The sequence below is a fragment of the Corallococcus interemptor genome (assembly GCF_003668875.1).
Taxonomy (GTDB): Bacteria; Myxococcota; Myxococcia; order Myxococcales; family Myxococcaceae; genus Corallococcus; species Corallococcus interemptor.
Genome location: NZ_RAWM01000186.1, coordinates 1 through 14,127, shown reverse-complemented (window position 1 = coordinate 14,127; position 14,127 = coordinate 1). Strand labels below are relative to the sequence as shown.

12 protein-coding genes are annotated in these 14,127 nt (G+C 72.9%); 3 read left to right on the top strand and 9 right to left on the bottom strand.

Going from position 1 to position 14,127, the window contains the following annotated elements; genetic code table 11:
- Together D7X96_RS36600 and D7X96_RS36595 are read right to left on the bottom strand one after the other, a co-directional pair.
- A partial coding sequence (locus tag D7X96_RS36600) for a tetratricopeptide repeat protein (protein ID WP_121771817.1) occupies positions 1–3,913 on the bottom strand: 3,913 nt, incomplete at its 3' end.
- Between the two features lie 142 nt (positions 3,914–4,055).
- A complete protein-coding gene (locus D7X96_RS36595; protein WP_121725031.1) occupies positions 4,056–4,994 on the bottom strand; it encodes an RluA family pseudouridine synthase in 939 nt (312 codons plus the stop codon).
- 133 nt (positions 4,995–5,127) lie between these two features.
- Between D7X96_RS36595 and D7X96_RS36590 the strand changes: the two genes are divergently transcribed.
- Positions 5,128–6,654: a peptidase M3 gene (locus tag D7X96_RS36590; protein WP_121725032.1), complete on the top strand. Its 1,527-nt coding sequence runs from the start codon at positions 5,128–5,130 to the stop codon at positions 6,652–6,654.
- A gap of 13 nt (positions 6,655–6,667) precedes the next feature.
- On the opposite strand, the gene D7X96_RS36585 is transcribed toward D7X96_RS36590, so the two are convergent.
- The 3 genes from D7X96_RS36585 to D7X96_RS36575 form a co-directional block, all read right to left on the bottom strand.
- A complete protein-coding gene (locus D7X96_RS36585) occupies positions 6,668–7,009 on the bottom strand; it encodes a hypothetical protein (protein ID WP_120550473.1) in 342 nt (113 codons plus the stop codon).
- A 154-nt stretch (positions 7,010–7,163) separates the two neighbouring features.
- A complete protein-coding gene (locus D7X96_RS36580) occupies positions 7,164–7,709 on the bottom strand; it encodes a hypothetical protein (RefSeq protein ID WP_121771816.1) in 546 nt (181 codons plus the stop codon).
- A 133-nt stretch (positions 7,710–7,842) separates the two neighbouring features.
- Positions 7,843–8,880, bottom strand: coding sequence for a hypothetical protein (locus D7X96_RS36575; RefSeq protein ID WP_199747272.1), 1,038 nt, complete (start codon positions 8,878–8,880; stop codon positions 7,843–7,845).
- 442 nt (positions 8,881–9,322) lie between these two features.
- On the opposite strand from D7X96_RS36575, the gene D7X96_RS41300 reads away from it, so the two are divergent.
- Positions 9,323–9,865, top strand: a complete 543-nt coding sequence (locus D7X96_RS41300; RefSeq protein WP_233610224.1) for a DUF2058 family protein — start codon at positions 9,323–9,325, stop codon at positions 9,863–9,865.
- 79 nt (positions 9,866–9,944) lie between these two features.
- Here D7X96_RS41300 and D7X96_RS36565 read toward each other — a convergent pair whose 3' ends face one another.
- Both D7X96_RS36565 and D7X96_RS36560 read right to left on the bottom strand, forming a co-directional pair.
- Positions 9,945–11,126, bottom strand: coding sequence for an acyl-CoA dehydrogenase family protein (locus D7X96_RS36565; protein ID WP_120550476.1), 1,182 nt, complete (start codon positions 11,124–11,126; stop codon positions 9,945–9,947).
- Positions 11,127–11,175: 49 nt separating this feature from the next.
- Positions 11,176–12,177 (bottom strand): DUF1028 domain-containing protein, encoded by a 1,002-nt coding sequence (locus tag D7X96_RS36560; RefSeq protein WP_121725179.1) that lies wholly within the window; start codon positions 12,175–12,177, stop codon positions 11,176–11,178.
- Positions 12,178–12,294: 117 nt separating this feature from the next.
- Here D7X96_RS36560 and D7X96_RS36555 point away from each other — a divergent pair, with 117 nt between their 5' ends.
- Complete coding sequence (locus D7X96_RS36555; protein ID WP_120550478.1) at positions 12,295–13,059, top strand: SDR family NAD(P)-dependent oxidoreductase; 765 nt, start codon at positions 12,295–12,297, stop codon at positions 13,057–13,059.
- Positions 13,060–13,077: 18 nt separating this feature from the next.
- On the opposite strand, the gene D7X96_RS41685 is transcribed toward D7X96_RS36555, so the two are convergent.
- Positions 13,078–13,593 (bottom strand): methyl-accepting chemotaxis protein, encoded by a 516-nt coding sequence (locus tag D7X96_RS41685; protein WP_306449873.1) that lies wholly within the window; start codon positions 13,591–13,593, stop codon positions 13,078–13,080.
- On the bottom strand, positions 13,502–14,127 hold a 626-nt coding region (locus D7X96_RS41680; RefSeq protein ID WP_306449871.1), incomplete at its 5' end, for a HAMP domain-containing protein. The genes D7X96_RS41680 and D7X96_RS41685, both read right to left, overlap by 92 nt.

Genomic DNA, 14,127 nt, shown 5'->3' with positions numbered 1-14,127 from the left:
GGGCGGGGCCTGCGACGGTGCCTTCGGGACGGCCTGCGCGGTGGATGCGGCGCACGGGGTCCATGCGGCCGGGAGGGGCCTCCCAGGCGATGACGCTCGTGGCCTCCACGGGCCCGCCGCCGAGCTCCTGGGCGTCCTCGTCTTCGTCCTCCGATGGAATCTGGCTGAGGAGGGGGATGTCGGGCGGGGCTTCGGGAGCGCCGCGCCCCTTCGAAGGAGGGGCGACGGGGCGCGAGGCTCCGGCCATGGCGCGCGGCGCGGCGGCTGGGGGCTCTACACCGCTGGCGGACAACGGGGCGCGGGGCGCGTGTCCGGCGCGAGGGGCGCGTTCCACGCGCGAGGGCGCTTCGCGGACCTGCGTGCCCGCGTTCTTGGAGGAACGGGCGGAGGCGTTGTCCTCGGGAGCAGCCTTGCGCGACGCGGATGGAGGTTCAGGCTCCAGTTCCGGAGCGAGCGGTGCGCCGAAGGCCGTGGTCCTTTCGCGCGGAGGCGTGGCGGCGGCTCGCGGCTTGCGGTCGGGCGTGGCCTCTGGCGTGGAGCCTGGGTCCTGGGCCGTGCCGCCGCGAGCCGGCTTCGCGGCCCGGGCCATGCGGCCAGGCGCGGGGTCGGAATCCGCGAGGGAGACCGGGCTCTCCGCTGGGACCTTGGTGGAAGCGGAGCGACGGGGTGGCTCCGCGTCCGGAGATGCGCTCGCGACCGGGGCGTGGCGTCCGGACGGGGCCTTGGGCTGGCGCGTGGTGTCCGTGGCACCGACGGGTGCGTGGCTGCCTGAGGGAGCCTTCGGTTCGCGTACGGCATCCGTGCTCACTGCCGTGGCGCCTACGGGGGCGTGACGACCGGACGGACTCTTCGGCTGGCGTGCGGCGTCCACCGGCGCGTGACGGCCCGATGGGGCCTTGAGCGGGAGTTCGACCTCCGCTCCCGGCGCTGTATCCGCGAAGAAGACAGCGCTTCCCACCGAAGCCTTGCCGGAGGCCGGACGCCGCCGCGCTTCCGCTCCCTGAGCACTGTCTCCTACCGCTGCGTGCCGTCCAGAGGGGGCCTTTGAGGCTTCGTCGCCTCGCCCTGGCTCCTGCCGCGACGTGCGCCCGCGCTTCTTGTTGCCTGGAGCCGCGTCGAGCTCCTCGTTCGCTGGAGGCCGGTCCTTCACCTTGGGCGCGCGCTTCTCCGGTGAGGACTCCTCCGCCTGGAGCAGCGACGGGACGTCCGTGTTGGACGTCACCTCGTCGGACGGGTCCTTGCTCTTCGCCGCGGGCACCCGGCCCGTGGCGACTGGCGGCGCGACGAGCACCGACGGCGGCGGTACCCCTGCGGGCTGCGGGGATGCCGGTCGCGCGGGCTCCGGCTGCGGCGGACGGGCGCGCTGCTCGCGGGCCTTGCGCAGGCTTTCCGCGCGGCGCGCGTAGAGGCGGGCCTTCTCGGTGTTGTGCAGCACCTCGCGGCAGAAGAGCGCGAGCCGCTCCCACGTGCGCTGGCGCTCCTCGTCGTCCTCTGTCGCGGTGGCCGCGTTCTCCAACGCCCAGGCGGCCTCGCCGAACTGCTCGCGCTCGGTGCAGCGGTCCGCGAGCAGCAGCCAGGCTTCCTTGTGCCCCGGCTCGAAACGCACGGCCTGACGCAGCTCCGCCAGCGCCGCGCCCGCGTCGCCCATCGCCTCCAGCGTGGCCACCCGCTCCAGGTGCGCCTTGCGCGCGGCCGGCCCCCGGGGCTCACGGGCGAGCTGCGCGTGCAGCAGCGCGCTCAACGCGGGCAGGTCGCCCAGGCGGCGCGCGAGCGCCAGCAGGTGCTCCCGGGGTTGATCATTGTCCGGGCTCTCCGCCAACACCTCCGCCCAGGCCCACTGCGCGATGCGCAGGTCGCCCAGGGACTCCTCCGCGGTCTGCGCGAGCACCCGCAGCGCCTCCAGGCGATCCGGTGCGCGTCGTGGCGCGGCGGCACAGGCGGCGCGCAGGCGCTCGACCTGGGCGAAGCGCTCGTCGTCGGAGACGCTGCGCACCAGCCCCGCGAGCACGGGCAGCATCCCGGGCACCAGCGCATCCGCCGCCTCGAAGTCCTCGCGCGCCTTCGCGGGGTTGCCCATGTTGAGCTGACGCTCACCTCGCGTCAGCAGCGCCACGGCGCGGGCTCGCGACGTCCTCGCCCGGGCAATCGCGTCGTCGAGCGCACGGCGCACGAGCGAGGCGTCCTCCCGCTGCGACAACAGGCGGACCTGTTCACGCAGCGCGGTGCGCTCACCGGTCAGCTCGACGATCTCCCGGTACATGCGCGCGGCGCCCGCGGAGTCCTGGAGCTCGTTCTCCATCACCTCCGCGAGCCGCGTGAGCGCTTCGGCGCGCTCGGGGGCGTCCTTCGCGCGGTCCGCGCGCTTGAGATACAGCTGGGCCAGCTCGCGCCACGCACGCCGCGCGATGAGCTGGGCTTCCTGACGCTGGGACTGCGCCCGCTCCGAGCCCTCGTCCACGGGGCGCGCCGGGGCCGGAGCATCTGGCGCGGCGGGCTCGGAGGGCTTCACCGAGGGAACGCGCGTGGAGTCGCGCTTGGGCGCGGCCTGTGCGGTGGAGTCCTGCTGGGGGAAGACGACTTCCGAAGTCGATTCCTCCTCGTCGAACGCAGGCTTCGATGCGGCGGGGACCAGCACGGAGGCGCGTCGCGGAGCGGATGGCTTTCCGTCACCGGACGGCGTTGACGCGGGAGCGCCCTTCTCCGCTTCGGAACGCTCGGGCGGGACGATCTCCGACGTGGCTTCCTGGTCGTCGAACGCCATCGCTGGCGCGCCCGGCACCAGCACCGCATCCGGCTGACGTGGAGCCGGCTTGCTCGAGGCCGCTGCGTCCTCGCTGGAGGCCTTGGCCTGCGCTTCAGCCTCGGGCTCGGCCGGACGCGAAAGGATCCTCTCCGACGTCGACTCATCTACCACGGCGGGCGCAGGCGTTTCGTTGCTGGCCTGGGCGGCATCGGCCGGCGGCGCATCTTCGAGCTTCTTGCCGAAGACCTGCGTCGCCTCGAACAACGGTGGCGCGGCAGCGGGCTTCGGCACCTCCACCTGCTCGGCCTTCACTTCGGACGCGGCCACGGGCTCAGTCGTCCGTGCCGGGCCTGACAGCATCAACGCGCTCAACGCCGCGATGACGTGTTCAGGCACGGTCGAGGACGGAGCAACGACGGGCGCGGGCACAGCCCCGGTGTCCTCGCGCGTCTCGCCAGCCTCCACCTCGGGCTCGGGAGACACAGGCTCCGGAACGGTCTTCGCGCCTTGCGGCGGTGTCACCACCCGGGCCTTGCCCGGGCCTTCGTCATCCCAGGGGAACTCCGGCCCTCGCGGCGCCGCCGTCCGTCCCAGCTCCGCCCACTCGCCCAGCGGGACCTGCACCGTGGCGGCCCGGGGCGCCCACGCCGGCGAGGACGGCGCCGCCACCACCGGCATCTCCACCACCGTGTTGCCCAGCTCCGGATCCGACAGCGCCAGCGCGGACACCTCCACGGTCTTCGTCCGGGACTCCTCGTCCTCCGCCGGAGGCTTCGCCTTCGCCACCCGCTCGCGCAGCACGTCGAGCACGAAGCGGGCCCGGGCGTCGTCGGGCGCGTCCATCAACAACCCGTTGAGCACCGCCGCGGCGCGAGCTTCCTGGCCCGTGCGGCGCAACACCCTCGACAGCTGACGGCGGACCTCGCGGCGCACCTCGCCCCGCTCCGTGACCATCGCCGCGTCCAGCAGGGTGATGACCGCGCGCTCCGTGCCCGCCTTCAGCGCGCACCGCACCAGCACCGCCGCGAGCCGGGGCGTCATCGGCAGGGAGCGGCTGGCGGAGACCAGGCCGGAGTACGCCCGCGCCGCCTGCCCCTCCTGGAGCAGCCGGGCGGCATCCCGGCAGACCTGGGCCACCGCGCCTCGCACGTCGTCTCCCCGCGACCCCATCCCCGGTCCGCGCGAGGAGGGCTCCGGCGTCAGTGGGCCCTTGCCGTGTCTCCCGCCACCCATGAAGCCCCCAGTCTACACACGATGCGCGCGACGGGGGCACCCGTCCGCACCCACGAAAGCCCCCCGGTTTTCCAGGTTCTCAGGAGCCCTCCACGGCCACGATGGGCCCCTCCGGAACGCGCACCCCCGCCGCCTCGAAGAAGGCCCTCAGGTCGTCCGGCACCGGCGCCTCCAGCCGCAGCGGCCGGCCCGTGCGCGGATGGCCCAACTCCAACGCATGCGCGTGCAGCAGGCAGCGCGGCGCCACCAGGCTCCCCGCGCTCCCCGCGCCGCCATAGCGCGCATCTCCCAGGATGGGATGCCCCAGCGCCGTCAGGTGCGCCCGGAGCTGGTGCGTGCGGCCCGTCCGGGGCAGCAGCTCCACCAGGCTGAACGCCTCCCCCGCGAACAGCGTCCGGTAGTCCGTCCACGCGGGCACGCCGTTGGCCGCGCGGGTCGCCCGCCAACGCCCCGGCCGCGAGGGGTCCTTCGACAGGGGCAGGTCCACCGTGCCGCCCGCCTCCAGCCCCGGCCCCGTCGCCGCGAGGTAGCGCTTGCGCGCGGTGCCCTCCCGGAACGCCTCGGCCAGCGCGGAGGTGGCGGCCGCCGTCTTGCCGAACACCGTCACCCCGGAGGTCTCCCGGTCCAACCGGTGCACCAGCCCCGCCTGCCGTCCCAGGTGCTCGCCCACCAGGTCCACCAGGCTGCCGCCCACGCGGCCTTCCGTGGGCTGCGCGTTGAGGCCCGCGGGCTTGTCCACCGCGAGGACGTCCGCGTCCTCGAACAGCACGCGCATGGGGGCGGCGGGCTTCGGAGCCTCCAGCGGGCTCTGCCCCGCCTCCTCCAGCACCACCGTCACCACCTGCGAGGGCAGGAGCTTCACGGCGCCGTCCCTCGCGCGCTTCCCGGCCACGTACACGGCCCCCACGTCCACCAGCCGCCGCACGTCCGCCACCGGCAGCGCCAGCTCCGCCGCCACCGCGTCCACCAGCGCGCGGCCCGCGTGCGCCCCTTCCGCCTTGAACGTCCGGCGCTTCATCGCGAGCCGGCCCCTTCCAGCAGGGATTCCCGGGGGGCATGCGGCCAGGCAACGGAGGGGAAGGACATGGCGCGACACTCTATGCGCGTGCTCCCTGCCCTGACGCGGGCTTCCTGTTACCTTCCGCGCCGCCATGGACCGCCCCCTGCTCTCCGTCCGGTCGCGGCTGGATGACTTCCTCGCCGAGCTGGCCACCCTCCAGTACCGCTACGGCGCCGGACTCTCCCCGGACCTCCCCGTCGCACGCCTGTACGCGTCCTTCCCGGAGCTGTCGTCGCCGGAGACCTTCGCCGCCGCCAACGAGGCGCTGGCCCGCGCGAAGGGCAAGGACGACCCCGACCCCGTCGCCATCCGCCGCATCTCGCTGGTGCGCGAGCTCATCGCCACCCAGGTGGAGGAGTCCCTCGCCCTGCCCGCGGCGGACGCCGTGGTCGCGCTGGAGGCCCGCTCCCACATCCCCGCGGACGACACGACGCTGTCGCTGGCCCAGGCCCTGTCCCAGCTGCCGCGCGAGTCCAACCGCGCCCGCCGCGCCCTGCTGGAGCGAGGCGCCGGCAACTTCCTCTGGGAGAACCGGGGCCCGTATGGCGACCGGCGCGACGCCACCCTCCAGACCGCGGAGGTGCTGGGCTTCCCGGACTACCCGTCGCTGCGCCAGGACGTCACCGGCATCGACGCGGGCAAGCTGGCGGAAGGCGCCGAGGAGACGCTGAAGCGCACCGAGGACGCCTACCGCGACGTGCTGGCCTACGTGCTGCGCAAGCTGGAGCCCACCCTGCGCCCGCTGCCCGGCGGCGAGGCCCGGCGCCACGACGTGCAGCACGCCCTGCGCGCCCCGTGGATGGACGCCCACTTCCGCCGCGAGGACACCGTCCCCGCCGTGATGCGCTGGCTGTCCGACTGGGGCCTCCACCCCAACGCGGGCAGCCGCATCCGCCTGGATGACGAGGCCCGCCCCGGCAAGGCGTCACGCCCCTTCGTCGCCGCCGTACGCGTGCCCCACGAAATCCGCCTGGTCCTCCAACCCCGGAGCGGCATGGACGCGCTGGGCGACCTGCTCCACGAGCTGGGCCACGCGTGGCACCTGGCGCACGTGGACGAGGACGCCCCCATGGAGCTGCGCCGGCTGGGGGATGCCTCCGTGACGGAGGCGTACGCCGCCACCTTCGAGCGGCTGCTCTTGTCCCCGCCCTGGCTCAAGCGCTACCTGGGCCTGCCGTCCGGCACCACGAAGGACGCCGTGCGCCTGGCCGCGTTCCAGGCCCTGGCCGTGCTGCGCCGCCACTGCGCGAAGCTGTCCTACGAGCTGTCCCTCAGCACGAAGGGCGCCTCCGCCGACCGCGCGGACGAGTACGCCGACGGCCAGCGCCGCGCCCTCTTCGCGCAGCCGCACCCGGGCTTCTTCCTGCATGACGTGGATTCACAGCTCTACGTCACCCGCTACCTGCGGGCCTGGGCCCTGGAGACCCGGCTCACCGCGTCCCTGCTGGAGCGGTTCAACGAGGACTTCTGGCGCAACCCCGCGGCCTTCGCCTGGCTCAAGGGGCTCTTCGCGCGGGGCGGCGCCGCCGACGCGGAGGGACTGGCCACGGAGGTCTCGGGCACGCCGCTGGCGCTGCCCGAGGCGGGAGCGCGCCTCGTGGCCATCCTCAACCAGTAGGGAATACAGCCCCCTACTTCTTCTTGGAGCGCAGCGCGCGGACGATCTTGTCCTTCGCCGCGTTGGCCGGAGCGACCTCGCGGGCCGGCGCCTTGGAGGCGTTGGCCGCCGTGCGCGTCTGGCCGGTGCGCGCGCGCATGGCCTTCATCAGCTGCATCTCGATGACGAGCAGCTCGTCCGCGAGCTCCGCGTTGGCACCGGCGGCGCGGGGCAGCGGCGCGCTCTTGCTGGGGGCGCCCGCGCCGTGGCGCATGCGCAGGGCCTTCTCTTCCTCGGCCGTCAGCGTGGTGGACTTCTCCAGCGCCGCCTTGACCTCTTTCGCGGTCAACGTGCTACTTCCGACCTTGCGCTCCATCTCCGCTCCCTCTGTTGTGCACGCCTGAACACCCGAGCATGTCAGATGCGTCTGGGCCGCAACCGACGAGGATTGTAGAGGACGCAAGAGGGCCGTCAAAATTTCTTCCAACAGGCCGCTGCCTGTCTGTAGCGACCCGCCCCACCCGCTACAGCTACAGGCGCATCCCCAGCCCCAGGAACGTGGAGCGCAGGCTCTGCCGCTCGCCGGAGAAGGGGGAGCCCCTGGCGGAGAAGTTCTGGTAGCGCGCCTCGGCGGACAGGAAGAGGTTCTGGCCCAGCTCCACGCCGACGCCGCCGCTCAGCTCCACGCCCACCTGGAGCACGCGGCGGCCCAGCGTATCCGGGGCCGTGGGCCGGGGCCGGGAGTGCGGCACCAGCAGGCTGGCCCCCACCCCCAGGAAGGGCCGCACCCGGGTGTCCCCCAGGGGCACCACGCGCACGGACATGGGCGTCACCTCCGTCAGGTGCCGGCTGGACGCCAGGTGCCCTCCCACCTCCACCACCGCCTCCGGCTTGCGGTACGCCCAGCCCAGGCCCGCGCTGTAGCCCACCGTGCGCTCCGCCTCCGTCCGCCCCTGGAGCACGTAGGCCCCCAGCGGCGCGACGGTGATGCCCAGGTTGTTGGCGGGTTCAGCGAGGGCGGGGGTCGCCAGGAGTGCGAGCCCGGCGCACGCCAGGGGGAGGGCGGAGCGGAACATGGCCTCCCCCCGGAGCAAGGCCAGGGCCAGGGGGATTCCCCAGCCGCGTCAGGCACTTGCGGGGAGGGCCGGGTGGAGGCCGCGGCCCTTGCAGGACACGGCCGTCACAGCCCGGCGAGGTGCGACAGGTGCGTCAGTTGCCCTCGGCCTCGTCCTCCGGGTCCGGGGCGCCGGGCGTGGCCCCCGGGGCGGCGGGCGAGTCCCCGGCCTTGTTGCGCGGGATGCCGAAGTGGTCCAGCGCGTCCGCGATGCCCTGGGGCTTGTCCGCGTCCGGCAGGAAGTCCTGGGGCGGCTGCAGCCCGGGGTCCTTGCCAATCTCCGTCAGGCTGGACTCCAGCGTCATGCGCAGCTCCGCGGCCTCCGGGGTCTTCTCCTGGGGCACGCCGATGCGGCCATCCAGCCGGGCCTTGAGGACGACGGAGGTGGCCGCGTCCACCAGCACCTCGCCCTCCAGCGAGCGGGGCAGCCGGTGCGCGAAGAAGTTGGCGCGGCGCTTCGTCGTCTCGTCCGCGTTCTTCGGGGAGAAGGCGGCGGGCATCTTCTTGGGGGCGCCGCCCTCCTGGGGCGCGCCCAGGGAGACGTTGTATTTCCACGCGGTGCGCCCCTCGTGGGTGACGGTGCCCGCGGGGGTGAGCTTGATGCGGCCCTGGAAGAGGCTGTCGAAGTCGCGGATGGCGCCCGTCAGCTCCGTGCGGGTGCGCTCGGCCATGCCCCGGTCGCGCAGGCGCTGGCGGTACGGGCCGTAGCGGTTGCGCGCGAACACCTGCCCCTTCACGCGCATCACCTCCAGGCCCTGGTCCCGGGAGTTCTCCAGGACGCCGTGGAAGTCGCCGTTGACGCCGCCGGGGCCCGCGCGGAAGGAGCGCGTCTCCGTGAGCTTCACCGGGTTGTTGCCGTTGGGACCGGCCCACTCGTAGCTGAGGGTGGACTGGAAGAAGTGCGGGCCCAGCCGCTCGGTCACCTCCGCGGCGTCCATGCCCAGGATGCGGCGCGACACCTGGGGGTTGTCCGCGACGTCCTCCGGCGGCAGCTTCTCCTTCGCCGAGGCCACCACCTTCGGCGGGTCCTCCGGAGAGAAGATGCGGGCCTTGGCCGCCTTGTCGACGGGGTCGGAGCAGCCGGCGGCTGCCAGGACCAGGGCGAGGGCGGCGGACTTCGTCAGACTTCTCACGGAACCTCCACGACCAGGACGGCGGGGGCGGCAAGTTACGTGGGGGGGACATGAGCGGCAAGCGGTGGCTTGCGTGCAGCCGTGCAAGGGATAGAACGCCCAACCCATGCAGAACCTGCGAGACAAGTTGTTGAAAGCGGGCCTCGTCTCCGAGGAGCAGGCCAAGAAGTCCGACTCCATGCCCTCGGCGCCACGGCGCCAGGAGGACAACCGGGGGAGCGCTCCACGCGCCCCGGCCCCTCGTGGACGTGATGAGAATCGGACAGCCGGAGGCCCGCCGCGCCGCGATGACCGCGGAGGTCCGCCGCGCCGTGAGGGCGGTGGAGGCCCCCCGCGCGGCGCCGGAGGTCCCCCGCGCCAGGGTGCGGGCGGTCCGCCGCGCCAGGGCGGAGGCTTCCGGGGCGGTCCCCAGGGCGGGTTCGGCGCCAACGTGCGTCCGGGCGTGCCCTCGGAGAAGCCCATCCCCAAGCTGCCGCCCCTGCCGGGCTCCAAGGCCTACCAGCGCGCCGAGTCCAAGAAGCAGGTGGAGCTGGACCGCGCCCTGCGCGAGCTGGTGCTGGGCGCCCAGGTGCCGCAGGAGCCGGGCGAGACGGCCTTCTACTTCATGACGCGCAAGGGAAAGCTGCGCCGCATGGAGCTGAGCCCCGCGCAGGCCAAGCAGCTGGAGGACGGCGAGCTGGGCGTGGTGGAGCGTCCGGAGCCCGCGCAGATTGAGCACTCGCTGGTGCCCGCCGCCGCGGCCGAGCAGATGTTCGCGCTGTCGCAGAAGGCCGTGCGCTTCTTCAACCGCAAGGAGAACCCCGTCGGCTTCATGAACGACGAGGAGCTCAAGGCGCAGCAGGCCGCCGAGGCCTCCGGCACCGCGGTGGAGACGCCCGACGAGCCCGAGGCGTCCGCGGAAGGCTCCGAGGAGGGCGGCGAGTCCGCCGAAGCGTCCTCCGAGCCGTCTGGCGAGCCGAGCGGCGAAGGCAGCCCCCAGTCCTGACGTTCCTTCCCGTGCCCTCCCCTCCTTCCCATCCGGGAGCGAGGGGAGGCGCGGCTTCCACCGGATGTCCGCGCCGGCCTCAGCCGAACGCGTCGATGCCGGTGATGGCCTTGCCCAGCACCAGCGTGTGCACCTCGTGGGTGCCCTCGTAGGTGAAGACAGACTCCAGATTGAGCATGTGACGCACGGGCGGATAGTCGTCCGTGATGCCGTTGGCGCCGTAGATGCTCCGGGCCACGCGGGCGATGTCGAGCGCGCTCTTCACGTTGTTGCGCTTGGCCAGGCTCACCATCACGGGGTTGCTCTTGCCCTCGTCCTTGAGGCGCGCGAGCCGCAGGCTCAAGAGCTGCGCCTTCACGATCTCCTGGAGCATGTCCGCCAGCTTCTCCTGCGTGAGCTGGTAGCCGGCGATGGACTTGCCGTCGAACTGCGTGCGGGACAGCGCGTACTCGCGCGCGCCCTCGAAGCACGCGATGGCCGCGCCCGTCACCGCGAACGCGATGCCCGCCCGCGCGTTGTTGAGGCACGACAGCGGACCGCGCAGGCCCACCACGCCGGGCAGCACGTTGCGGTCCGGCACGCGCACGTCCTGGAAGGACAGCTCGCTGGTGCGCGACGCGCGCAGGGAGAACTTGCCGGGAATCTCCCGCGCGCTGAAGCCGGGCATCCCCTTCTCCACCAGGAAGCCGCGCACGGACTCCGGACCGCCGTCGTCCGTCTTCGCCCACACCACCGCGACGTCCGCGATGCTGCCGTTGGTAATCCACGCCTTGGTGCCATTGAGCACCCAGCTGTCTCCATCCTTCCGCGCGCGGGCACGCATGCCGCCGGGGTTGGAGCCGAAGTCGGGCTCGGTGAGGCCGAAGCAGCCGATGAGCTGTCCCTTCGCCATGCCGGGCAGGAAGCGCGCCTTCTGCTCCTCGCTGCCGTAGGCGTGGATGGGGAACATGCACAGCGAGCCCTGCACGGACGCGAAGCTGCGCAGGCCGGAGTCACCGCGCTCCAGCTCCTGCAACACCAGGCCGTAGCTGACGGTGTTCATGCCCGCGCAGCCGTAGCCCTGGAGGTTCGCGCCCAGCACGCCCAGCTCCGCCAGGCCCGGGATGAGGTGCGCGGGGAAGGTGCCGTCTCGGAAGTGCTTGCCGATGATGGGCAGCACCTCCGCGTCCACGAAGCGGGCCACCGCGTCGCGGGCGGCCTTCTCCTCGGCGGACAGCAGGTCGTCGATGCGGAACAGGTCGGTGATGTCGGCGCGGGGCATGGCGACTTGCTTAACGTCGCCATGCCGGAGCCGTCAAACCACCGGCGCGTCAGCGCTTCGCGGGCGCGAGCGCATCCAGGTCCGCGTCGCGCAGGAAGTTGACCAGCGGACCGTCGATCTTCCGCTGGCCGTCCACCACCACCGTGGGCTTGAGGAAGAAGAGGTTGTTCCAGTTGAAGTCATACAGCGCGGCTTCCGCGGCGTCGTTCCAGGTCGCGTCCATGCGGCCCCGGTAGTACCCGAGCTTGTGCAGCACGCGCTTCACGACCTTCGTCGTCTCCTTGTCGAGCGGGATGAGGTCCGACGCGTACGGCGCCGCGACGCCCGCCTGGTAGCGGTTCATCTCCACGTCCAGCTCGCGCAGCGCGTTCTTGCTGCCGTGCACGACGGCGTCCGCGAGCACCTTCGTGTAGAAGACCGCCTCGTTCTCCGAGCTCCAGACGCGGATGACGCCGGAGCGCTCGCCGTTGTTGTCTCCGCCCACCCGGGCGCCCGCCTTGAGCGACGCGAGCAGCCGCTGCGGCAGGCTGCCCGTGGCCTGCTGGAAGCCCCTCACCATGGCGTCGCAGATGGTGGCGGTGGTCTGGTTGTTGGCCTGCACCACGAAGTTCGCGCCCTTCACCGCGCAGCGCTGCGATGCGCTCTGCGCCCCGGTCTGCTGGCCCACGGTGGTGGTGCCATCGGCGTTGAGCTTCACCGCGGCCAGCTGCCGGTAGTCCGCGTACGGGTCCACGGTGAACACGTAGTCGACGGCGGCCTGGGCCGTGTCGCCCGCGTCGGTGCGGGCGATGATCGCCTCGGCGTCATCCACCGAGGGATAGAACATGGAGGCCACCGCCACGTCCGGGCGGCCGTAGGGCACCAGGCCGCTGATGCCCGAGGGGAAGGAGATGCTGGCCACGCCGCAGGACTTCTCCACCGCGTCGCACGCGACGATGGCGCGTGTGCCGAGGACTCGCGGGTTGATGCCGGTGGGCGCGGCGGCGAGTGCGGACGTGGACGCGAGCATCAGACAGGAGGCGGCCAGCAGGCCGTGCTTGAACGACTTCATGGGCAGAGGACTCCGGTGCAGTGGGTGTTGTCTTGAAGAGCCCCCGGCATCGCGAATGATGCATTTCGCCGTGCACCGTCCGTACGAATCACGCGTGGCGACCTATGCTGTCCGTCCATGGCAAACGAGACGACGAAGACGGTGGTGGTGACGGGCGCGAGCCGGGGCATTGGCCGCGCGGTGTCCCTGGCGTTCGCGCGCGAGGGCTATGACGTCTGGGCGCTGGCGCGCTCGGCGGAGTCGCTGGAGGCGCTGCGCAAGGAAGGGGGCGAACACATCCGCGCGCTCACGGTGGACGTGGCGGACGAGTCCGCGCTGCTGGCGGCGTGCAAGACCGTGCTGGCGGCGGGCACGCCCCGCGTGCTGGTGAACAATGCGGGCATCACCGTGTCCGCGCCGCTGACGAAGACGTCCACGGCGGACCTGGCGAAGGTGATGGCCGTGAACGTGACGGCGCCCTTCCTGCTGTGCCGTGAGCTGATGCCCGCCATGGCGTCCGCGGGCGGCGGGCGCGTCATCAACATCGGGTCCATCACCGCGACGCGCGGGGCGAAGTACACGTCCGCCTATTGCGCGTCCAAGCACGCGCTGCTGGGGCTGACGCGCGCGCTGTCCGTGGAGTACGCGCGCAAGAACGTCACCGTGAACATCGTGAACCCGGGCTGGGTGGAGACGGACATGTTCGCGGGCGCGACGGCCGCCATCACCAAGACGACGGGCCGCAGCGAGGAGCAGGCCCGCGAGGCCCTGGCCGCCATGAGCGCCATGGGCCGCATCATCCAGCCGGAGGAGGTGGCCGCGATGTGCCTCTTCCTCGCGTCGGACGCGGCGGCGCCCATCACCGGCGCGGCCTACGCCATCGACGGCGGAGAGGCGGCGTAGCGCACGGCCCTCAAGCCGTCACAGGCGGTACTGCCCCACGATGTTGCTGACCTCGTGGGACGCGGTGGTGAGGCGCGCGGCGGCCACGGCGCTGGTGGCCACGCGCTCCACCGTCTCGTCCGCCAGCCGGGTCAAATCGCTCAGCGCGGCGAACAGCTCCGCGATGCCCGCGTCCTGCTGGCTCACCATGTCCGCGATGCTCTTCACGGACACGCTGTTGTTCTGGATGACCGCGGCCAGCGCGCGCAGGCTCTCTCCCGCCGCGCGCGCCTGCTCCAGGCCGCCCTCCACCTCGCGCGTGCCACCCTCGCTCGTCTGGACGGCCTCGGAGATGGCGCGGCCGATGTCCGCCAGGATGGTCTGCACGCGCGCCGTGGCCGTCGCGGACTGGTCCGCCAGCGACCGCATCTGCCGGGCCACCACCGCGAACGCCCTCCCCGCCTCACCGCTGCGCGCCGCTTCGATGGCCGCGTTCAGCGCCAGCACGTTGGACTGGTCCGCCAGGTCCTTCACCGTGCCGGTGATGTCGCCCACCTGCCGCGTGCTCTGCCGCAGCTCCGACACCGTGTTGGAGATGCGCTCCACCTGCGAGCGGATGTGCGTGAGTCCGCCCACGCTGCCCGCCACCGCGGACTCGCCCCGCCTGCCCCACCGCGCCCGCCTTCTCCGCCTCGCGCAGCACGCCCGTGGCCCGCTGCGCCGCCGCCCGCGAGCTCTCCTGAAGCTGCCGCGCGGCGATCTGCGTCTGGTGCAGCGCCGCCGCCTGCCGCGTCACCGCCAGGTTCTGGTCCGACGCGGAGTTCGCCAGCTCCAGCGCCGTGGCCTCCAGCTCCTGCGCGGAGTTCTTCAGCGCCAGCAGCACCGCGCGCAGCCGCGCCATCATCTCCCCGAAGGACGTGGCCAGCTGGCCGATCTCGTCATGGGAGTGGATGTTCAACGTGCCGCTGAAGTCCCCTTCCGCCACCACGCGCGCCGCCGCCGCCGTCAGCGCGCCCAGGGGCGCCATCATCCGCCGCACCAGCAGGAACACGCCCCCGCCCGCCATCAACGCCACGAACAGCCCCAGCC

Coding starts and splice junctions, on each gene's coding strand:
- D7X96_RS36595 (WP_121725031.1), bottom strand. CDS start 4,994: ATGAAGCGCCGGACGTTCAAGGCGGAAGGGGCGCACGCGGGCCGCGCG.
- D7X96_RS36590 (WP_121725032.1), top strand. CDS start 5,128: ATGGACCGCCCCCTGCTCTCCGTCCGGTCGCGGCTGGATGACTTCCTC.
- D7X96_RS36585 (WP_120550473.1), bottom strand. CDS start 7,009: ATGGAGCGCAAGGTCGGAAGTAGCACGTTGACCGCGAAAGAGGTCAAG.
- D7X96_RS36580 (WP_121771816.1), bottom strand. CDS start 7,709: ATGTTCCGCTCCGCCCTCCCCCTGGCGTGCGCCGGGCTCGCACTCCTG.
- D7X96_RS36565 (WP_120550476.1), bottom strand. CDS start 11,126: ATGCCCCGCGCCGACATCACCGACCTGTTCCGCATCGACGACCTGCTG.
- D7X96_RS36560 (WP_121725179.1), bottom strand. CDS start 12,177: ATGAAGTCGTTCAAGCACGGCCTGCTGGCCGCCTCCTGTCTGATGCTC.
- D7X96_RS36555 (WP_120550478.1), top strand. CDS start 12,295: ATGGCAAACGAGACGACGAAGACGGTGGTGGTGACGGGCGCGAGCCGG.